This window comes from Shewanella putrefaciens, assembly GCF_016406305.1.
GTDB classification, from domain to species: Bacteria; Pseudomonadota; Gammaproteobacteria; order Enterobacterales; family Shewanellaceae; genus Shewanella; species Shewanella putrefaciens_C.
The window spans coordinates 2,276,516-2,294,899 of sequence record NZ_CP066369.1 but is presented as its reverse complement, the minus strand read 5'-3'; the positions used below and the strand labels follow the sequence as shown (position 1 = coordinate 2,294,899).

The 18,384-nt window shown below is 47.4% G+C and carries 24 protein-coding genes and 1 tRNA gene; 9 read left to right on the top strand and 16 right to left on the bottom strand.

The features are described from left to right. The first annotated feature begins 178 nt into the window (after positions 1 to 178). The 6 genes from JFT56_RS10035 (at position 179) to JFT56_RS20005 (ending at position 6,738) form a co-directional block, all read left to right on the top strand. The gene (locus JFT56_RS10035; RefSeq protein WP_198779980.1) at positions 179 to 2,884 is read left to right on the top strand and encodes a DNA translocase FtsK; all 2,706 of its coding nucleotides are present in this window, start codon (positions 179 to 181) and stop codon (positions 2,882 to 2,884) included. 71 nt (positions 2,885 to 2,955) lie between these two features. After that, complete coding sequence (gene lolA / locus JFT56_RS10030) at positions 2,956 to 3,582, top strand: outer membrane lipoprotein chaperone LolA (protein WP_198779979.1); 627 nt, start codon at positions 2,956 to 2,958, stop codon at positions 3,580 to 3,582. A gap of 8 nt (positions 3,583 to 3,590) precedes the next feature. Beyond that, entirely contained in the window at positions 3,591 to 4,922 is a 1,332-nt protein-coding gene (locus JFT56_RS10025; protein ID WP_198779978.1) for a replication-associated recombination protein A, read from the top strand. Beyond that, positions 4,915 to 5,289, top strand: a complete 375-nt coding sequence (crcB, locus tag JFT56_RS10020; protein ID WP_006081645.1) for a fluoride efflux transporter CrcB — start codon at positions 4,915 to 4,917, stop codon at positions 5,287 to 5,289. The genes JFT56_RS10025 and crcB overlap by 8 nt, the downstream gene beginning before the upstream one ends. A gap of 18 nt (positions 5,290 to 5,307) precedes the next feature. Beyond that, the gene (gene serS, locus JFT56_RS10015) at positions 5,308 to 6,594 is read left to right on the top strand and encodes a serine--tRNA ligase (RefSeq protein ID WP_198779977.1); all 1,287 of its coding nucleotides are present in this window, start codon (positions 5,308 to 5,310) and stop codon (positions 6,592 to 6,594) included. Between the two features lie 21 nt (positions 6,595 to 6,615). Next, positions 6,616 to 6,738 (top strand): hypothetical protein, encoded by a 123-nt coding sequence (locus JFT56_RS20005; RefSeq protein ID WP_269819987.1) that lies wholly within the window; start codon positions 6,616 to 6,618, stop codon positions 6,736 to 6,738. A 113-nt stretch (positions 6,739 to 6,851) separates the two neighbouring features. Here the strand turns inward: JFT56_RS20005 and JFT56_RS10010 are convergent, their stop codons facing one another. From JFT56_RS10010 to punR, 6 genes are all read right to left on the bottom strand, one after another. Next, entirely contained in the window at positions 6,852 to 7,190 is a 339-nt protein-coding gene (locus tag JFT56_RS10010) for a TusE/DsrC/DsvC family sulfur relay protein (RefSeq protein ID WP_007647619.1), read from the bottom strand. Further along, complete coding sequence (gene tusB / locus JFT56_RS10005) at positions 7,184 to 7,465, bottom strand: sulfurtransferase complex subunit TusB (RefSeq protein ID WP_198783458.1); 282 nt, start codon at positions 7,463 to 7,465, stop codon at positions 7,184 to 7,186. The genes JFT56_RS10010 and tusB overlap by 7 nt, the downstream gene beginning before the upstream one ends. Continuing rightward, positions 7,465 to 7,821, bottom strand: a complete 357-nt coding sequence (tusC, locus tag JFT56_RS10000; protein ID WP_198783457.1) for a sulfurtransferase complex subunit TusC — start codon at positions 7,819 to 7,821, stop codon at positions 7,465 to 7,467. The genes tusB and tusC overlap by 1 nt, the downstream gene beginning before the upstream one ends. Positions 7,822 to 7,835: 14 nt before the next feature. Continuing rightward, positions 7,836 to 8,225, bottom strand: a complete 390-nt coding sequence (tusD, locus tag JFT56_RS09995; RefSeq protein ID WP_198783545.1) for a sulfurtransferase complex subunit TusD — start codon at positions 8,223 to 8,225, stop codon at positions 7,836 to 7,838. A 59-nt stretch (positions 8,226 to 8,284) separates the two neighbouring features. Then, positions 8,285 to 8,944 carry a Bax inhibitor-1/YccA family protein gene (locus tag JFT56_RS09990; RefSeq protein ID WP_198783456.1) on the bottom strand — a complete coding sequence of 220 codons (660 nt, stop codon included), beginning with the start codon at positions 8,942 to 8,944 and terminating at the stop codon, positions 8,285 to 8,287. A 245-nt stretch (positions 8,945 to 9,189) separates the two neighbouring features. Next, on the bottom strand, positions 9,190 to 10,092 hold the full coding sequence (punR, locus tag JFT56_RS09985) for a DNA-binding transcriptional activator PunR (protein WP_198783455.1): 903 nt from the start codon (positions 10,090 to 10,092) through the stop codon (positions 9,190 to 9,192). Positions 10,093 to 10,207: 115 nt separating this feature from the next. Between punR and punC the strand changes: the two genes are divergently transcribed. Next, positions 10,208 to 11,479, top strand: a complete 1,272-nt coding sequence (punC, locus tag JFT56_RS09980; protein WP_198783454.1) for a purine nucleoside transporter PunC — start codon at positions 10,208 to 10,210, stop codon at positions 11,477 to 11,479. An 80-nt stretch (positions 11,480 to 11,559) separates the two neighbouring features. Further along, positions 11,560 to 11,650, top strand: a tRNA-Ser gene (locus JFT56_RS09975). A gap of 171 nt (positions 11,651 to 11,821) precedes the next feature. On the opposite strand, the gene JFT56_RS09970 is transcribed toward JFT56_RS09975, so the two are convergent. After that, entirely contained in the window at positions 11,822 to 12,580 is a 759-nt protein-coding gene (locus JFT56_RS09970; RefSeq protein ID WP_198783453.1) for a sulfite exporter TauE/SafE family protein, read from the bottom strand. Positions 12,581 to 13,253: 673 nt separating this feature from the next. On the opposite strand from JFT56_RS09970, the gene JFT56_RS09965 reads away from it, so the two are divergent. Further along, positions 13,254 to 13,748, top strand: coding sequence for a hypothetical protein (locus JFT56_RS09965; RefSeq protein WP_198783452.1), 495 nt, complete (start codon positions 13,254 to 13,256; stop codon positions 13,746 to 13,748). 80 nt (positions 13,749 to 13,828) lie between these two features. Here the strand turns inward: JFT56_RS09965 and JFT56_RS19930 are convergent, their stop codons facing one another. From JFT56_RS19930 to JFT56_RS09925, 9 genes are read right to left on the bottom strand one after another with little or no spacing between them, the layout of a single operon-like run. Further along, positions 13,829 to 13,975: a hypothetical protein gene (locus tag JFT56_RS19930; protein WP_233095591.1), complete on the bottom strand. Its 147-nt coding sequence runs from the start codon at positions 13,973 to 13,975 to the stop codon at positions 13,829 to 13,831. Next, entirely contained in the window at positions 13,953 to 14,177 is a 225-nt protein-coding gene (locus tag JFT56_RS09960) for a hypothetical protein (protein ID WP_198783451.1), read from the bottom strand. The genes JFT56_RS19930 and JFT56_RS09960 overlap by 23 nt, the downstream gene beginning before the upstream one ends. 1 nt (position 14,178) lies before the next feature. Next, positions 14,179 to 14,403, bottom strand: a complete 225-nt coding sequence (locus tag JFT56_RS09955; protein ID WP_198783450.1) for a hypothetical protein — start codon at positions 14,401 to 14,403, stop codon at positions 14,179 to 14,181. Positions 14,404 to 14,412: 9 nt separating this feature from the next. Beyond that, complete coding sequence (locus tag JFT56_RS09950; RefSeq protein WP_198783449.1) at positions 14,413 to 14,808, bottom strand: hypothetical protein; 396 nt, start codon at positions 14,806 to 14,808, stop codon at positions 14,413 to 14,415. After that, on the bottom strand, positions 14,762 to 15,466 hold the full coding sequence (locus tag JFT56_RS09945) for a hypothetical protein (protein WP_198783448.1): 705 nt from the start codon (positions 15,464 to 15,466) through the stop codon (positions 14,762 to 14,764). The genes JFT56_RS09950 and JFT56_RS09945 overlap by 47 nt, the downstream gene beginning before the upstream one ends. Beyond that, positions 15,466 to 16,998 (bottom strand): hypothetical protein, encoded by a 1,533-nt coding sequence (locus JFT56_RS09940; protein WP_198783447.1) that lies wholly within the window; start codon positions 16,996 to 16,998, stop codon positions 15,466 to 15,468. The genes JFT56_RS09945 and JFT56_RS09940 overlap by 1 nt, the downstream gene beginning before the upstream one ends. Further along, entirely contained in the window at positions 16,998 to 17,792 is a 795-nt protein-coding gene (locus JFT56_RS09935; protein ID WP_198783446.1) for a hypothetical protein, read from the bottom strand. The genes JFT56_RS09940 and JFT56_RS09935 overlap by 1 nt, the downstream gene beginning before the upstream one ends. Then, positions 17,792 to 18,187, bottom strand: a complete 396-nt coding sequence (locus tag JFT56_RS09930) for a hypothetical protein (protein WP_233095590.1) — start codon at positions 18,185 to 18,187, stop codon at positions 17,792 to 17,794. The genes JFT56_RS09935 and JFT56_RS09930 overlap by 1 nt, the downstream gene beginning before the upstream one ends. Next, positions 18,130 to 18,312, bottom strand: a complete 183-nt coding sequence (locus tag JFT56_RS09925; protein WP_198783445.1) for a hypothetical protein — start codon at positions 18,310 to 18,312, stop codon at positions 18,130 to 18,132. The genes JFT56_RS09930 and JFT56_RS09925 overlap by 58 nt, the downstream gene beginning before the upstream one ends. Positions 18,313 to 18,384: the final 72 nt, after the last annotated feature.

The following is an 18,384-nucleotide window of genomic DNA, read 5'->3' as shown; positions in this document are numbered from 1 at the left end:
CAGAAAGTCCCAGTGTTCTAATTGGTTAAGGCTAAATATGTTCCTTTATATAGAGGAACGGTTATTTTTTGGCTTCCGCGGACGAATCTCGGGAGAAAAACAGGCTAATGTGCTCCACATTTAGTGGGATTCTGGTATCGTAAGCCTACCTGTTTTCATTTTTTATGGATTATGTCGTTTGTCTCAAGGAAATAGTGTACGCACGCTCACAGGGCTGCAACGTCTACTCGAAGGTGGACTGATTATATGTTGTGTTCTCGCCACTTATATTCTTCTCGCGCTGACCAGTTTTAGCCCATCTGATCCGGGGTGGAGTCAGTCGCATTTTCAGGGTGAGATCAGAAATTGGACCGGTGCTGTTGGTGCTTGGATTGCCGACATACTGTTATATTTTTTCGGTGTTACCGCTTATATTATGCCCATTATTGTGGCATCGACGGGTTGGCTGTTGTTTAAACGCGCCCACGATCTGCTCGAAATTGATTATTTTTCAGTCGCATTGCGTATTATAGGTTTCTTATTACTGATCCTAGGGTTTTCCGCTTTAGCGAGCATGAATGCCAATAATATCTATGAGTTTTCTGCCGGCGGTGTTGCGGGGGACGTCATAGGTCAAGCCATGCTGCCGTATTTCAATAAACTCGGTACGACGCTGTTATTACTGTGTTTTTTAGGCTCTGGCTTTACCTTGCTCACGGGCATTAGCTGGTTGACTGTGGTTGAAAAAGTCGGTTATGCCTCCATTTGGTTATATAATCAACTCAAGCGCCTGCCACAGGCCATGAAACGTGAACATGAAACCGAAGATACCCGTGGTTTTATGTCGGTTGTTGAGAAGTTTAAGCAGCGTCGTGACTCCCAGCATGTCATTGAAACATCCAGAGTGCATGAACGTGTGCCGGCTAAGGTGATTGTGCCCAAAAAAGTCGATGCGATAGTCTCTGAGGACACCAATGCTCAGGAACCTGCGCAGAAAAAACGCTCGCCACTGGCGAAAATTTTAAGTTTAAGCAGTGCAAAAAACACCATCAATCAACGTGTTGAACCGCAAATCGATAAGCAGGAAGCCATTGCCGAGCATGGTCATTTTGAAGCACCGCCTTGGGTAGCAAAGCCCACTCATGTTGACGAGGTTGAGTTTGATGCAGGCTTCCACGCCTTTGACGCTGAAGAAGATGAGCCCGTGTTTGGCCGCGAGGCATTTATTGATGACGATGAGGATGACACTTTAGATTTTGGCGATGAGGATGTTATCGATTTTGATACCAAAGCATCGACGGGAGCCGTTACGGCCCAACGCAGAAAGCCAGATCAAAAGGCAAAAATTGTCGATGGAATTGTGGTTTTGCCCGGGCAAGAAGATAAGCCGGTGCCAGCCAAACCTATGGACCCATTACCCAGTATTAGCCTGCTGGATGTGCCTGATCGTAAAAAGAATCCCATAAGCCCAGAAGAACTTGAACAAGTTGCCCGCTTAGTGGAAGTTAAATTGGCAGACTTTAATATTGTTGCCAATGTTGTCGGTGTCTACCCAGGGCCTGTGATCACTCGCTTTGAGTTAGAGTTAGCTCCAGGTGTAAAAGCCTCTAAAATTTCCAATTTATCCAAGGATTTAGCCCGCTCATTACTGGCGGAAAGTGTACGTGTGGTTGAGGTTATCCCCGGTAAGGCCTATGTGGGGCTGGAGCTACCGAATAAATTCCGTGAAACCGTATTTATGCGGGATGTGCTCGATTGCACGGCGTTCACTGAGAGTAAGTCGAATCTCACTATGGTGCTTGGTCAAGATATTGCGGGCGAGCCCGTTGTGGTTGACTTAGGCAAAATGCCGCATTTATTGGTAGCTGGTACCACAGGCTCGGGTAAGTCTGTGGGGGTGAACGTGATGATCACTAGCCTGCTTTACAAGTCTGGCCCCGAAGATGTGCGTTTTATCATGATCGACCCCAAAATGTTGGAACTGTCAGTCTATGAAGGCATTCCGCATTTGTTGTGTGAAGTTGTGACTGATATGAAAGAAGCCGCCAATGCACTGCGTTGGTGTGTGGGCGAGATGGAACGTCGCTATAAGTTGATGTCCATGATGGGTGTGCGCAATATTAAGGGCTATAACGCGAAAATTGCCGAGGCGAAAGCCAATGGCGAAGTGATTTTAGATCCTATGTGGAAGTCATCGGACAGCATGGAACCCGAAGCGCCCGCGTTAGATAAGTTGCCTTCAATTGTCGTCGTGGTCGACGAATTTGCCGATATGATGATGATTGTCGGTAAGAAAGTAGAAGAGCTGATTGCCCGTATTGCCCAAAAGGCTCGTGCGGCAGGGATCCATTTAATTTTAGCGACTCAGCGACCATCGGTGGATGTGATCACGGGATTGATCAAGGCAAACATCCCGACACGTATGGCATTCCAAGTGTCATCGCGTATCGATTCGCGCACCATTTTAGATCAACAGGGAGCAGAAACCCTGCTCGGTATGGGTGATATGTTATTCCTCCCCCCTGGCACAGCAGTGCCAAACCGGGTTCATGGCGCCTTTATTGACGATCATGAAGTTCACCGAGTGGTGGCCGACTGGTGTGCTCGCGGTAAGCCCCAGTATATTGATGAAATTCTTAATGGTGTCAGTGAAGGCGAGCAAGTGTTGTTGCCAGGCGAGACGGCGGAATCCGATGAAGAGTACGATCCCTTGTATGATGAAGCGGTTGCCTTTGTCACCGAAACGCGCCGCGGCTCGATTTCCAGTGTGCAGCGCAAGTTTAAGATTGGTTATAACCGCGCCGCACGCATTATTGAGCAGATGGAAATGCAGGGCGTAGTATCGGCCCAGGGGCACAATGGTAACCGTGAGGTATTAGCGCCTCCGCCACCGAAACATTTTTAAGCGTAAACTAAACGCCTAGTAATAAGCGGTAATGCATTATTTTATAACACCTTTAAGCAGTAAGGATTAGCATGAAAAATCTGTTGTGCGCTGTGATGTTAACTTCGCCATTATTCTTTAGCGCCACTGTATTTGCCGATGATGCACAACTATTGAGGGATACGCTCGTCAGTACCGCCTCCCTTAAGGCGGATTTTAAGCAGACAGTGACGGATGTGAACCAAAAAGTGATCCAAACTGGCTCAGGCGTATTTGCGTTAGCACACCCCAACCAGTTTTATTGGCATTTAACCGCGCCCGATGAATCTCAAATAGTCGCAGATGGTAAAGATTTATGGATCTACAATCCATTTGCCGAAGAAGTGGTCATCATGGATTTTGCTGAGGCGATTAATGCCTCTCCCATTGCGCTATTAGTGCACCGTGACGATGCCACTTGGTCACAGTATTCTGTCACTAAAAAACAAGACTGTTATGGGATAAAACCTAAGGCCATAGATGCGGGCATAGTGACAGTCAATGTGTGTTTTAAAGATTCGCAGTTGGCTAAGTTCAATGTGCTTGATGATAAAGGTAATTTGAGCCAATTTGATTTGAGCAATCAACAAGCCATCAGCACAGACGACAAGTCTTTGTTTAAGTTTGTGTTGCCCGAAAATGTCGATGTTGACGATCAACGTCGTCAAACAACGCACTAGGCCTGAGCGTGAGCAGTTTATCCTTTAACTTCGCCCCCGACTTTCGTCCGCTAGCCGCGCGCATGCGGCCAAGGACGATCGCTGAGTATATAGGCCAAGCCCATTTATTAGGGGAAGGCCAACCGCTACGCAAAGCATTGGAAGCGGGCCGCGCCCATTCCATGATGTTGTGGGGACCACCGGGCACAGGTAAAACGACTTTAGCCGAACTCATCGCCCATTATTCAAATGCCCATGTTGAACGCATCTCCGCGGTCACGTCGGGCGTTAAAGATATTCGCGCGGCGATAGAGCTGGCCAAAGCGGTGGCTCAGTCCCGGGGACAACGCACCTTATTATTTGTCGATGAAGTGCATCGCTTTAATAAGAGTCAGCAAGACGCCTTTTTGCCCTTTATTGAAGATGGCACAGTTATTTTTATCGGCGCGACTACTGAAAACCCGTCCTTTGAAATCAACAATGCCTTACTCTCGCGGGCGAGAGTCTATCTTATCAAACGCTTAAGCCATGATGAGATAGCCCATATTATCACTCAAGCCTTAAGCGATAACGAGCGTGGTCTAGGTTTACGCCAATTTGTCATGCCGACCGATGTGCTCACCACACTGGCACAACTCTGTGATGGTGATGCCCGTAAAGCCTTAAACCTTATCGAGTTGATGAGCGATATGCTCGCCGATGGTGGCACCTTTACCACGGAAATGTTGATTCAAGTGGCGGGGCACCAAGTGGCCGGATTCGATAAGAACGGCGATCAATTTTACGATTTGATTTCGGCGGTGCATAAGTCTATTCGCGGCTCGGCGCCCGACGCTGCACTGTACTGGTTTTGTCGAATATTGGAAGGCGGTGGCGATCCCTTGTACGTGGCAAGGCGCTTACTGGCGATTGCCTCGGAAGATGTGGGTAATGCCGATCCCGCGGCCATGACCATAGCGCTCAATGCATGGGATTGTTTTCACCGTGTTGGCCCAGCAGAGGGCGAGCGAGCAATAGCTCAAGCCATTGTTTACCTTGCGAGCGCGCCTAAGAGTAACGCTGTCTATACCGCGTTTAAGGCGGCGCGTGAGTTGGCTCGCGATACAGGGCAAGTTGAAGTACCGCACCATTTACGCAATGCACCGACTCAGTTAATGAAAGACATTGGCATGGGAGCAGGGTATCGATATGCCCACGATGAAGCCAATGCTTACGCTAGTGGCGAAAATTATTTCCCCGAATCCCTGCAAACAGCGCAGTTTTATTTTCCGACTGAGCGAGGGTTTGAGAAGCGAATCAAAGATAAATTGGCGCAATTAGCCCAGTTAGATCAAGCCAGCGAGCATAAAAGATATGAATAATCTCTTACTTGTGGCGCTAGGTGGTTCAATTGGGGCTGTTTTTCGCTATCTTATTTCAATATTCATGATCCAAGTATTTGGCAGCAGTTTTCCTTTTGGTACACTGTTGGTTAATGTCCTCGGTTCATTTTTAATGGGCGTAATTTACGCACTGGGGCAAATGAGTCATATCAGCCCAGAACTCAAAGCGCTGATCGGTATTGGCCTGTTGGGCGCTTTGACAACGTTTTCGACTTTCTCTAATGAAACCTTATTGCTGCTGCAAGAAGGGGATTGGCTGAAGGCGACTTTGAATGTGGTGTTGAATCTAAGTCTATGTTTATTCATGGTGTACTTAGGTCAGCAACTGGTTTTTTCTCGCATTTAACTATTAAGAATATATCACATGTTAGATCCTAAATTTTTGCGCAACGAATTAGCAGTTACCGCTGAGCGACTGGCCACCCGTGGCTTTATTTTAGACATAGCTCACCTCGCTCAATTAGAAGAAAAGCGTAAGTCACTGCAAGTGGCTACCGAAGAATTACAAGCGTCGCGTAATGCCATCTCCAAATCCATTGGCCAAGCAAAAGCCCGTGGTGAAGATGTTGACGCTATTATGGCGCAAGTGGGCGATTTAGGTTCACAGCTGGATGCCAAAAAGATTGAACTGGCCGCCGTGCTCGAAGAAGTCAATGCCATTGCCATGTCTATGCCCAACCTGCCAGACGAATCCGCGCCAATCGGTGCCGATGAAACAGAGAACGTTGAAGTTCGCCGCTGGGGCACACCACGCACTTTTGATTTCCCAATTAAAGATCATATCGATTTAGGCGAAGGCTTAAACGGTTTAGATTTTAAAAATGCAGTAAAAATCACAGGCTCACGTTTCATCGTGATGAAAGGCCAAATTGCCCGTTTAAACCGCGCAATTGGTCAGTTCATGTTGGACTTGCACACCACAGAGCACGGTTATACCGAAGCCTATGTACCATTACTGGTTAACGAGGCAAGCTTACTGGGTACAGGTCAACTGCCTAAGTTTGGTGAAGATTTGTTCCACACTAAACCTGCCACCGAAGAAGGCCAAGGCTTAAGCCTTATCCCAACGGCCGAAGTGCCATTAACCAACTTAGTGCGCGATAGCATTGTTGATGAAGACGAGTTACCGATTAAGTTAACCGCGCATACCGCCTGTTTCCGTAGCGAAGCGGGCTCCTACGGTAAGGACACCCGCGGCCTTATTCGCCAGCATCAATTCGATAAAGTAGAAATGGTGCAACTGGTTAAGCCTGAAGATTCAATGGCGGCCCTCGAAGCGCTGACGGGTCATGCCGAAACGGTACTGCAACGTTTAGGACTGCCGTACCGTACTGTGGTGTTATGTACTGGTGATATGGGTTTTGGCTCAAGCAAAACCTACGATATCGAAGTTTGGTTACCAGGACAAAACACCTACCGTGAGATTTCTTCATGCTCGAATATGAAGGATTTCCAAGCCCGTCGTATGCAGGCGCGTTACCGCGTGAAAGCAGACAATAAGCCTGCGCTTTTACATACCTTAAACGGCTCTGGCTTAGCGGTTGGACGTACCTTAGTGGCTATTTTGGAAAACTATCAAAATGCCGATGGCAGCATCACAGTACCAGAAGCATTACGTCCTTATATGGGCGGTTTAACACAAATCGGTTAATGGAATACTGCGCAAACCGTTATGGATAAAGGTCAACGTTATCTTCGTTGGCTTTCCTATACCGCCGTCATTGCCGTATTTGGTGCGGTCATGTTGGCGACACTAGGCAAAGCCGTTTGGGTTGTGTTAGAAAACATGAATTAATACGACCCATGTTGTGCAATAAAAAGGCATGTATCCCGAAGGAACATGCCTTTTATTTTAAACCCTACTTTTTAGCTTACTCACGTACAAAATATAAGATTAAGTCATTAAGATTAAATGCATTTAGCTGGCTTTGGTAAGCCTGCAATCTTAGTTGCTTGTTTCGCAGGACCAATCGGGAATAGGGTGTAAAGATATTTAGAGTTGCCCTTATCTGGCCCCAGTGTTTGACCTATGGCCTTTACGAGTACACGAATTGCTGGGCTGGTTTTGTACTCCAGATAAAAATCCCTCACAAAATGGATCACTTCCCAGTGGGCTGGGGTGAGTTCAATTTGTTCCTCTTGGGCTAAAAGTGGCGCCAGATCTGGGTGCCAATCCGTGATATTTTTTAAATATCCCTGATGGTCGCGTTCAATATCGACACCATTAAATTGCAGCGGATTTACCACGTTATCACCTTATCATGCACTAGTGTTTGAGCGACAAACTCGTTGTAATCAATCTGACAGACATTCGCCAATCGCTCCGTTAAGCCGCGAGCAATCACATCATCCTTTAACACCATAAGTTTGAATGGTGATAATGCCATTGCCCATTGGCGTAGCAGTAGCGCATTAACGCCATCGCTAGAGAGTAGAATGGCATCTTCCTTACAGGCGTAACGTAAGCAAAGTTTAAGGGCATTATCTCGGTTAGGAGATGTTTGAATATGATGCAAAATCATTAGAATACTAAGACCTCATCGACGGATTTTAAATGGGCCGCAATGGCTTCATCGTTCACTATGGTAACCGGAATAGCCAGTAAACCATGGCTTAAACCAAAATCTGTGAGGGACTGTTTGCAGACCAAAACGGACTCAATATCATAAAGGGGAAGCGCCTTAAATGTGGCCAGATAATCTTTGCCGCCAATCAATTCAGGTTGCTGATCTTTAAGAAGATGCAGTACAGCTTCATCGACAAACACTAGGCTCACTTCCTGCTCAAAACTGGCGCTCAGCAGTGCCAAATCTAATCCTTCACGGCCTTTTGTTGTTCCATGGGGCGCACTTCGGAACAGAATACAGATTTTTTTCATAGGATTTCCGAAGATTAAAAACAGATCAAACGATCAGCAGACTCAACACCCGTCACCAGTTCACCTAGGCCACCCATGATAAATGGTTGCCCGACATTCCAATGACTGAGGCCATTCTCCTGCGCCTCTTGCACGGCAATAATCCCGCGGCGCAGGGCGGCGGAGACACAATTTACCAGCGGAACTTGATACTTTGCTGCCAGTATTTTCCACTGCTGCACTACATCATATTCATCGGATGCGGGTAGGCTAAACTCCGTGGAGTTATAAACCCCATCTTGGTAAAAAAATACACACACTACTTGATGGCCGCCCGAGAGCGCCGCTTGGGTGAAACGTAGGGCATTCACACTTGCCGACGTGCCATAGGCAGGCCCGTTCACTTGAATAATAAATTTGCTCATCATAAAAAAAATGGCCCTAAAAGTAGGGCCATTCTAGCGTAAGTTTCCCTAAAAGGGGATCAATCATCGTTACCAATGCCCAGCAAATGCAAAATGGCAATAAAGAGGTTTAAAAAGTCCAGATACAGTGCAATGGTGGCACGGATATAATTGGTTTCACCGCCGTTAACGATACGGCTAGTATCGAACAGAATAAATCCCGTCATTAACAGCGCAAGCCCAGCGTTAATGGCCATAAAGGCGACACTGTTGCCTACGAAAATATTAATGACGGCAGCTGCGATCACCACAATCAAGCCTGCAAACAGAAAACCACGTAGGAAAGAGAAATCTTTCTTAGTCGTGACCGCATAGGCCGAGAGTGCAATAAAGATAACCGAAGTTAAACCAAGGGCTTGCATAATAAGTTCTGAGCCATTAGTCATGCCTGCGTAATGGTTTAGCATATAGCCCAGTGAGGCGCCTTCCATACCGGTAAAGGCAAACACCCAGAAAATTCCCGCCGCAGAATCGGCTTTACGCAGCGTCACAAATAGCAGCACTAAGCCACCAATGGATAAGCCGAGCGACATTAATGGACTGATATTGAACGCCATGGCTAAGCCGGCACAAAGCGCTGAAAACGCTAAGGTCATGGCTAATAGCAAATAGGTATTTTTAAGAAGCTTATTTACTTCCAGTGTTGAGGCACTCGTTGAGTACAAGGTTTGCTGAGTCATGTTGTTCTCCATTGACACATTTCTAAACTGATCATTTTGATTTTTCACGGTAACTTTAGTTCCATACAGTTTCCAAAAAAACAAACGATCGCGCTTTATCGATAATACGCTAGTTGCACTTTAGGTAAAAGCCTTCAATCTTTGAATAACAAATTGTTAATATTGATTTTTATGTGAGTTTTAACTATGTGCATAAAAAGTGAATCTAATGTCTACCCTCTACAAGCACATCCCTCGTGATGGTGTTAAGCTAACCATTCCCGGTGAAGCTTTTCAGTATCACCGAGGTAATCCAGCACCCAGGCAAGGGCAGGTGACATTTTATCGGCATTCCAAGCAAGGCAACAAGGGCTTGCTTGTTTTGGATTTTCAAGCTGTTTCTGCACTAAGGCCCCGGCTTTAATAAATACACTCGCTAAATGAACCGGCATATAACCCACACCTAAACCTTCACGGAAACAATTGATTGCCCTGATCCAATCTGGCACCACTAATCGGCGCTGATTTTCAAGAAGCCAAGTCATACGTTTGGGAATTTCCCGTGAAGTGTCTTCTAAGCAAATTGAGGGGAAAGGGCGCAGCTCATCGTCGGTTAGAGGTCGGTCAATATTGGCTAAAGGGTGATTTTTACTCACTAGAAATGCCCATTCAATGTCGCCCATATCTTTATATTGATAGACTCCACCAACAGGAATGGCGGTGGTGGCACCAACGGCAATATCACTGCGACCCGTTGCCAGCGCTTCCCATACTCCGTTGAACACTTCGATACGGATAATCAGCTCAATATCGTGGAAATGCCGGTAAAAATCAGCGATCAACACACTTATTCTATCGGCACGGACGATATTATCTAGCGCAATCGACAGGGTGGGCTGCCAACCGTTTGCAACGCGTTGAGTTCCCCGCTTCATTTCATCCATTTGCGTGAGTAGGTTTCTCGCCTGCTTAACAAAGTGCGCTCCGGCAGGGGTCAAGGTCACGCTTCTATGATGCCGCTCAAACAGGATAACGCCGAGTTCTTCTTCTATTTGCTTGACCGCGTAGCTCACCGCAGAGGGCACTTTATGCAGCCGATTCGCTGCCGCCGTAAAACTCCCAACACGAGCCACAATATCAATGAGTTCTAACGCTTGTTCCGAGAGCATAGCTGATATCCATTCATGTGAAAATTATTGATGACATAAGTCAAAAATAAACGTTTCCAATAAAATTAACAAGTCTTTAGACTGCGGGCCTTCGCTCATTTGACAAAATTATTTTATGAAATCGTCTAGTAACATCTTTGTAAATATAAAGTTCTTTATATTTTTATTCTATTTAGCTTTGCTAAGCATGCTCGGCTTTATCGCCACAGACATGTACTTACCAGCTTTCAAAGCAATTGAAGGCTCATTTGAAAGTACCCAATCACAGGTCGCCATGTCGCTGACTTGTTTTCTCGCAGGTCTTGCTCTTGGACAACTATTATACGGTCCATTAGTGAACAAAATCGGCAAACGTTGGGCACTGATTTTTGGCCTTGTGGTGTTTGCCATTGCCAGCGTATTCATCGCCAATAGCGATTCAATCCTAATGCTTAACATTGCCCGATTCTTCCAAGCCATTGGTGCTTGCAGTGCTGGCGTTATCTGGCAAGCCATTGTTGTTGAACAATATGATGCAGATAAAGCCCAAGGGATATTCAGCAACATCATGCCACTCGTTGCACTTTCCCCGGCATTAGCTCCCATTCTTGGCGCGTATATTCTCAATGAGTTAGGTTGGCGTGCAATCTTTATCTCTTTGTGTGTTATCGCTTTTTTACTGGTGTTGATGACACTCTATTTTGTCCCAAGCAAAGTACAGCATAAGCACAGCGCGCATCCCTTGGTATCTTATGGGCAAATTCTGAAAAACACCCGCTATTTAGGTAATGTTGTGATCTTTGGCGCTTGTTCAGGTGCGTTTTTTGCCTATTTGACTGTTTGGCCAATAGTGATGGAACTGCATGGCTATCAAGCGACTGAAATCGGGTTAAGTTTTATTCCTCAAACCATTATGTTTATTGTCGGTGGCTATGCCAGCAAGCTACTGATCAAACGCATTGGCACAAATCAAACATTGAATATTCTCCTGGTTATTTTTGCTGTTTGCGTGTTATCGATAACAGGATTTACCTTAGTTTATCCTGCGCAAAGCATTTTTCCGCTGTTGATATCCTTCTCGATTTTAGCCGCAGCGAATGGTGCTATTTACCCGATTGTCGTCAATAATGCATTGCAGCAATTTAGCCAAAATGCGGCTAAGGCTGCGGGTTTACAGAACTTTTTACAGATCACTATTGCATTTGGTGCATCGAGTTTAGTCGCAATATGGGCCAGTTTAGGCGAAGTGGCGATAGGTTGGGGCATACTGGGTTGTGCTATTGTCGTGGCATTGGGCTATATCCTAAAAAGCCAGCAGCAATGGAGCGATTTTGGCCGTTACTTCACGGCGCCGGATCCCGCCCGTATTGGTATTGCAACTCATGGGAAGCAAAATCCAACAGATTGAATGTAATACGAGCAGTTAACGCATATTTATCAGTTAGTGCTTTACAGTCAGCAAACTTACTTATATCATGCGCATCGTTCGGAGGGGTGGCAGAGTGGTTTAATGCACCGGTCTTGAAAACCGGCGTGGGTTTATAGCCCACCCAGGGTTCAAATCCCTGCTCCTCCGCCATATTTCACGGAAAAGGCCATCAGCAATGATAGCCTTTTTTGTTTAAAGAATTTGAACCCAGGGTTCCTCATTCGAATAGCAGCTCCCACGCCATATTTCACGGAAAAGGCTATCAGCAATGATAGCCTTTTTTGTTTTCGCCTAGACCCCTTATCGGAAGCGCTGCTGCTATCACCATTGGCTGAACGCCTGCCAAATCAATCGGATAGCAAGTAGCGTCAGTACCAGATTAAAAGCAATGTGGAAATGTTTATCTGCGACCCGTTTGAGCATTTTGAACCCAATCCAAGTGCCAATAGTGCCACTTAAGATCATGCATATTAGCAGCGGCCACCAATCATCTAGCGATACGCCCATACCTTCAAATACGACTATTTTAGCACTGTGCTGCAGTGACATGGCCATGGCAAAGGTCGCCACAGTACGAAAACGATTGACTTCCAATTGCTTAATAAATGCAGCAACCAGAGGACCTGTCGCCCCCGCAAATAACGAAATAAAAGTAGTCATAGCACCAGCAGCTAAGGTTCCTAAGGTGCCAAGTACCATTTTAGGTAGTTTAGGCCCCCAACAGGAATACAGAATAAAAGCAGCAATGGTGAGATACATAACCGATGGTGGCAGTGCCACCAATACAAAACTTCCCAATAGCGCACCTAAAATTGCTCCTGGGAAAAACGCTGCTATCAGTCGCCATTCAATATGGCGCCAGCCCAGAACGGCGCGGCTGCCATTCGAGCCTAATTGCACTACGCCATGCAGTGGAATAATCAGTTGCGGTGGCAGCACCTGCGCCATCACTCCTAACAACATGACACCACCACCAATGCCGAAACAGGCCGTAAAAAAAGAAGTAAATGCGGTACTAAGAGTTAACAGAGCAAAAATGTCCGCGGGGATAGCGTCAAATAAAAACCAAGAAGAGGGCATAGATCGTATTCGAAAAGTATGAAGGCTTTACAGTAACAAATCGTTTTAGGCTTTCAAAGCACTCATGCGGTCTTGATAGAAAGCACCATCACGAAGGATTTCGCATCATCATGGGCAAACAAATGCCAAAAATTGGCAAGAGCATCGTGATTTACTCAACGGTCTGCCATTGGCCTATGAAGATTGGCAATATTGAATAAAGTCAAAAAGAACGCGTAGCTACGTGAATAATTGAGGGCAATGCCAGCCAACACTCTAAAGCATTCACGTAGCTACGCGTCACAAACACTGCATTAGCAAACCATCATCATGTGCTTAAACACCAAACTGATTTAATCGTACCAATACCCAAATAAGAGCAGGTAAGCTGGCCATACAATTCCGACTAAAAAAGCAAACCTTAATCTGCCGCGAATTCTCATTCTGAGTGGCCAAGAACAACACAACGAACTAAATAGAGAGTTCTACTTATATCTAATTTAACATAATATACATTGTGCGCAATGTCAGATATTGCCAAACGGAATAAGCGGCTATTATGGTGTTTTCAAGGCGTTTTTCATGGCAAAGCCCTTTTTTGTCACGTTTTAAGAAGTTGTGCTCTTATTACTGATAAGCATGATTAAAGGGTTTTGTTATGAAAAATAAATCTAATAAGAAGGAATTTAGCCCTATGAAAACTTGCACGCGCCGATGGTTTTTAGCCACGTTTGGAAATGGCTCGGATGGAATTGACTACAGCGCTGCCGCAAAGTTTTGTGATGTTAGCCCTAGAACCGTTCGTTATTGGTGGCACACCAGTTGCCCGCCGTGGATTGATAGATTGGCTTATCTGGCTGGTCGCTCGATACCCGAGTCTAAGGAATGGAACGGCTTTAGCTTTAGCCCCGACGGTAAGCTGTTAACGCCCTATAAGAACCTTACCTTTACCAGCGGCCAGCTGTTGATGGTGTTTTTTGATAAACAGTTCAACCGCTTTGACCGTGTCGAAAAGGAAAAGCTCTCGGCTCAGGTGGACAGCCTACGCAATGACGATGAAGCCGCGGCCATTCGTGAGGAATTAGAGGTGATCATTAACTCGCTGACTAAGCTTAAGGCTTCGCCGATTGTGGCACCTAAAAAGGTGCTTGCGACTTCGGTTAAGCGAACCGTTAAACGCAGTGAGTAAGCAAAATGCCGATAACGGTGTTTATCGGCATTGATTACCGTCACAGGGTGTCACGGTAAAACTTTAGTCTAATGCGCTGACTAGTATTTACGCTTTACCCATGCGGCGGCGATGATTAACACGCCCGCTAATATGGCGATGAGTGAATCACTGGGCTGGATTTTGACGATAACAGGATCTGGCGTCCTGACCGCCACACTAAAGTCATTTGGCAAGCCGCTGAACATTATAAATGTCCTCCCGCTGTTGTTTTACCTCAAGCGCCACTACCCGTTTGTCGATTTCGTTAATGACTTTATTCAGCGTGGCTTGGGTGTCGTTCATCGTGGTTTGTATGTTCCACATCATGCCCACGAGGATGATGCCAAAGCCCCCTATCCCGCTGCCTTTGAGCAATTCTAGCTGTTTTTTCTTGTCGTCATCTTGCATATCAGCCCCGCCATACTTTGGTTTTGTTTTGCTTGCGTTCGTTGCGGAACGCTTCCCACGCGCCTACGCTGGCGGCTGCTGAGGCGGCTACGCCCTGCACGACTACATCACCGACATTGACCACGGCGTTAACTAAATCAGGATGGACTCCCGCCACGGCTGCGCCGATGAGCACGATGCCGCGCCACGTTGACCACTGGGTTAAATAGTTGGTTAAAGTTTGCATTAAAGCCCCCTAGCCTATGGTTTTTGCGCTGACTTCTTTATTCAGCAAATAGTTGTATTTTCTAAGTAAAACGCCTTGCGGGGCGATTATGTCGAATAGTTCTGCTATGCCTGAATTGCTGCGCGTCATTATCATTTTCCAAGTCGGATCAATAAAGCCTGTGGCGTCTACGTATTTGCCATTTAGGTAAAATGCGGCGCTTGAAAATTCAACGGGTTTATAGCCGTTGGTCCATGCGGCCAAGTCTGACCATGCTTGGCCTATGGGCTCGGTCACTTGCTGGGCCAGCTTATCGCCCGCTGAGTACATTTTACTGAAAATGTACAGGCCATAAATCGCCGCCACGGCGATTAGGCCGTTAGTTAAACCCGGCGGCAACTGCGCTGGTAATTGTATTTTGGTCATAGGGGTTATATCCGTTTTCAAAGTGGATCATGGCCGAGACTACTCGAGAGTAATATGCGGTCGGGATAACTTGGTTAACTTGTAGGCCAGCTTTAGCAGCCACAAACTCGGCGTATTTTTGGGTAGGATTGTTGTCACTTGGCGGTGCCCATCGGTTGATGATGCCGCCCACGGTGTTAAGGCCGTATTTGTCGCGGTAATTCTTAAGGATGCGTGATGCGGCCCGAATGCCGTAGAACGGCGTGGAGAAGATGACAAAACGGCCATCGTTGCCCGTCATGCCTTGCCATTGGTCGCCGCTCTTTTCTACGTTGAGCGGGTTATTATTTTTAATGCCTTTAGGGGGTAACATGCTATTGCCTACCTCTGTGCGTGGTGCTGGCTCGGCTGGGGTTTCAGGGTACAAGTACGGCCCAACAGGCACAGGGCTGGTACGCTGAAAAATAATGTCCTCAAAACTGTCGGTTGAGAAAATGTCGAGGAAGTCGAGATTTGCATAGGTGGGTTTATACCGCTCCGCTGGCGGCGTGACGGTGTTGTTTTGGCTAGGCGAACCGTTGACGGCAACGGGCGTCAGTGGCTTTTGTGCGCTTTTCAGCCACCACCACCCCGCCGCTGCCATCGCCGCGCCTGCGGTAATCACGATAAGCGGGCGCATTAGTTAAGCTCCGCCAGCCATTGGAGCGGCACAGGTGCGCGAGCGCCGTCAATAAACGAGACAGGGTAAACGGTGGCGGCTGGATTTACATCCTCATTGCCCGATGTTTGCTTAACGATAATCGAATCAGCAGTAACGACAATTCGGTCACCCCTGAGCGTTTTACCCGATGCGGCGCTAGGGCTCACCCAAAGCACTTCACCGCCAAACTTTTTGATAAATCCGAGCTTATCTAAGCCGCCGATAATCAGGGATTCACCAATCTGCTTGATATAGCCCGCTTTATGAGTTTGATTGAGGGTCACTTGTGTAATGGTGTCGCCGCCGTCAGGCGTGTAATACAGCTTTTTGTTTCCTTCGGCGTACCAATAGACTTTCGAGCCAATCGCGGCAATGGAGCAATCACCGCTTGAATATCCTCCGCCCTTTTTGGTGACCACACGATTTACAACGGTGTACAACTCCCCATCTTGAACGGCATAAATCACCCCGCCCGACTTGGTAATGGCATCAAAATAGTTATTTGTTTTGGTGAGGGTTTTGTACCACGTGACGCCCGCGTCAAAGGTTTCCCATAACACGCCGTTATCGCAGAGGATAATGTTTTTCTCATCCTCCGAAATCCAGCCTGTATAGCAAAACCCTGCATCGGGTGACAGGATAGTTAACCCTGTTTCGGCGTTAATCGCCCCTTGCACTCCGCAGTAATAGTTGAAACTTTTGCCACCATCACGGCTCACGCCGACACGGCTATAGTAACGCTTGAAGATAAACAGGCCATTAGTGGTTTGGCCGAGCTCCTCAAAGTAGTTTGATGGGTCAACACTTAAGCCAAGGTCGGTATTGCTGTCAATCCATGTATTGCCGCCGTCTTGCGAATAGACCATACGGCCATAACCCGCAACTAAGTTGCCCGTCTTGGGGTCATAGAAAAAGCTTTTAAGAATATCTACGTGTTGATAGCCGTTCGCGTCATTGCTATCCGCTGGCGCCAGCACAGGCACGAAGCTGACATTGCTTTGCACTTGGTCAACCCGAGCGGGTGCAAGGTAGCTATAAATATCACCACGGGTATTCAGCTTTAACACCTCGCCCGCTTTCATAGCGTAACCTGTGCCCGCGCCCACACCCAAGCCGCCGATAGTGACATCGGTTAGCGCCTGAATATTGATTGATTTACGGCGAAAATCGGCAGGGATTGCCAGCGAATGACCAAGCTCACACACGGCGCGACCACTGCCAACCGTGGCACTTGCACCGCCTGCGGCAAGCTTGGAGTAATCAAGCTTTGTTTCACCTAACCAAAATTCGATATATTGCGCGGTTTCAGTGGTTAAGGTGATTTCATCAATGCCCACAGCAAAGTCGGCGCTCATACCTTCGCGCAGCGGTGACTCAAAATCTACTGTGTGATTTGTGCCATCTCGAAAACGCACCCTAACTTCATCGGCAGCGGTCAACAGGTAAAAATGCCGACCCGTTTTATTTAATACGTTGGTTTGACCTGCTTTGAGTGTTGTTCTAAAAATCATTATTTGCGCCCCGCTAACAGTACCGCGCCCGCGATTAAGGCAGTGCCGCCTAGCATATACAACATGGTTTTATTGTTTGATTCGGCCAAGGCCGCGCCGTCACTGCGGCTAAATTGCTCGGCAAAGCCCATCATTGACTCAAAGCCGCGCTGTAATTGCCCAGTGGCGTCTTTATTGGCTTGGTTGCCCGCATCAAGCGCGGTTTTTGTGAGTGATTCTGCAAGGTCGGCGCTGTTATTCATGGCGCTGCCCGCTAGATAGGTGTTGTTGTCGTTGGCCTTGGATAGCGCATCGGCGACCACGGTCGCTAGGCTTTTGCTGTTATCCATTGAGGCTTGAGACACGGCGGCATTAATCGCCACGGCCCCGTCAGCAAATTTAAGCGATTCGCTTAAGTTGTCCTTGGTGGCATTGGTGAGCGTTTCAAAGCCACGGGATTGCATGTCGCCGAACTCGGTTAAGGCGTTGGCCCCGACCCTGAACATATCTTGTTGCGCTGAGTTGGTTTCACCAAAGAGATCCACGGCGGCATTGAGAAAGCTTTCGTTTTGACGCTCGCCCATTAGCGCCACATCGGTCACGGCGTTAAATCCATCCGATACCATGCTAACGCCTTGGCCGAATAGATTTGGGAAAATATCGACAATACGCCCGACAATATCGAACGCGCCGCCGTCTGTGATGGTGTTGCCACTGCCGTTAATCACAAGGCCATTGTTAGCCCCCTGAATCCCGAACGTGGTTGAGATATTGCTAGTTGTTTGGCTGGATGCGCTGCGAGAACTTGAGCCCATTATAAAACCGCCCTTAGTATGGTTTCGGCCTTTTCATAGCCAAAACGCTTGCCCATTCGGAGCATGGCTTCGGGGCGCTTGGTGTGTAGTCGAACGCTGGCGAACCCCTGCGCCTTTGCTTGTGTGTGAATTTCTTCGAGGTGTGGCATTGAGTTTTTACCCGCTGCCGCGACAATCACGAGCTCTTTACCGTTGGCGGCCACTTCGCCGCGCAGCACAGTAAAAAACTCGTTGTTACCCCATGCGATTAATTGCGCCTCGCCTCGGTGGACTTCGCTGATAATGGTGCGCAAGTCATCACCCAAGGCGGGCGCTAATTTTTCCCATGCGAGTGCTGCTATTTCTTTTTCAGTAGGAAGTAAGCAGCAATCGCCGCCGCGCCTAGAATTAGCCATAGATTGCCACCGCTGCCGCTACCTGCACCAAAATTCACATTGCCGCCCATAAAAGCGGCGTTGTTTTGTTGATCACCTGTGCCGCTACTCGCCGCGCTTGAATTGCTTGCGCTGATTGGAGGCATTATTTCACCTCGGCTTTTTTAGTGGTGATGTAATTCAGGATCAACCCAGCGGCTACCGCGCCCGCCACTTGC

What these genes read in the sequence shown, in the direction of transcription:
- JFT56_RS20005 (WP_269819987.1), top strand. Translation starts at nt 6,616, where the DNA reads ATGGATAAAGGTCAACGTTATCTTCGTTGGCTTTCCTATACCGCCGTC.
- JFT56_RS09930 (WP_233095590.1), bottom strand. Translation starts at nt 18,187, where the DNA reads ATGGCTAATTCTAGGCGCGGCGGCGATTGCTGCTTACTTCCTACTGAA.
- JFT56_RS09945 (WP_198783448.1), bottom strand. Translation starts at nt 15,466, where the DNA reads ATGCGCCCGCTTATCGTGATTACCGCAGGCGCGGCGATGGCAGCGGCG.
- tusD (WP_198783545.1), bottom strand. Translation starts at nt 8,225, where the DNA reads ATGAGCAAATTTATTATTCAAGTGAACGGGCCTGCCTATGGCACGTCG.
- JFT56_RS09960 (WP_198783451.1), bottom strand. Translation starts at nt 14,177, where the DNA reads ATGCAAGATGACGACAAGAAAAAACAGCTAGAATTGCTCAAAGGCAGC.
- JFT56_RS19930 (WP_233095591.1), bottom strand. Translation starts at nt 13,975, where the DNA reads ATGTTCAGCGGCTTGCCAAATGACTTTAGTGTGGCGGTCAGGACGCCA.
- JFT56_RS09925 (WP_198783445.1), bottom strand. Translation starts at nt 18,312, where the DNA reads ATGCCTCCAATCAGCGCAAGCAATTCAAGCGCGGCGAGTAGCGGCACA.
- tusB (WP_198783458.1), bottom strand. Translation starts at nt 7,465, where the DNA reads ATGATTTTGCATCATATTCAAACATCTCCTAACCGAGATAATGCCCTT.
- crcB (WP_006081645.1), top strand. Translation starts at nt 4,915, where the DNA reads ATGAATAATCTCTTACTTGTGGCGCTAGGTGGTTCAATTGGGGCTGTT.
- punR (WP_198783455.1), bottom strand. Translation starts at nt 10,092, where the DNA reads ATGCTCTCGGAACAAGCGTTAGAACTCATTGATATTGTGGCTCGTGTT.
- serS (WP_198779977.1), top strand. Translation starts at nt 5,308, where the DNA reads ATGTTAGATCCTAAATTTTTGCGCAACGAATTAGCAGTTACCGCTGAG.
- JFT56_RS09965 (WP_198783452.1), top strand. Translation starts at nt 13,254, where the DNA reads ATGAAAACTTGCACGCGCCGATGGTTTTTAGCCACGTTTGGAAATGGC.
- punC (WP_198783454.1), top strand. Translation starts at nt 10,208, where the DNA reads ATGAAATCGTCTAGTAACATCTTTGTAAATATAAAGTTCTTTATATTT.
- JFT56_RS09950 (WP_198783449.1), bottom strand. Translation starts at nt 14,808, where the DNA reads ATGACCAAAATACAATTACCAGCGCAGTTGCCGCCGGGTTTAACTAAC.
- tusC (WP_198783457.1), bottom strand. Translation starts at nt 7,821, where the DNA reads ATGAAAAAAATCTGTATTCTGTTCCGAAGTGCGCCCCATGGAACAACA.
- JFT56_RS09970 (WP_198783453.1), bottom strand. Translation starts at nt 12,580, where the DNA reads ATGCCCTCTTCTTGGTTTTTATTTGACGCTATCCCCGCGGACATTTTT.
- JFT56_RS09990 (WP_198783456.1), bottom strand. Translation starts at nt 8,944, where the DNA reads ATGACTCAGCAAACCTTGTACTCAACGAGTGCCTCAACACTGGAAGTA.
- JFT56_RS09935 (WP_198783446.1), bottom strand. Translation starts at nt 17,792, where the DNA reads ATGGGCTCAAGTTCTCGCAGCGCATCCAGCCAAACAACTAGCAATATC.
- JFT56_RS09955 (WP_198783450.1), bottom strand. Translation starts at nt 14,403, where the DNA reads ATGCAAACTTTAACCAACTATTTAACCCAGTGGTCAACGTGGCGCGGC.
- lolA (WP_198779979.1), top strand. Translation starts at nt 2,956, where the DNA reads ATGAAAAATCTGTTGTGCGCTGTGATGTTAACTTCGCCATTATTCTTT.
- JFT56_RS09940 (WP_198783447.1), bottom strand. Translation starts at nt 16,998, where the DNA reads ATGATTTTTAGAACAACACTCAAAGCAGGTCAAACCAACGTATTAAAT.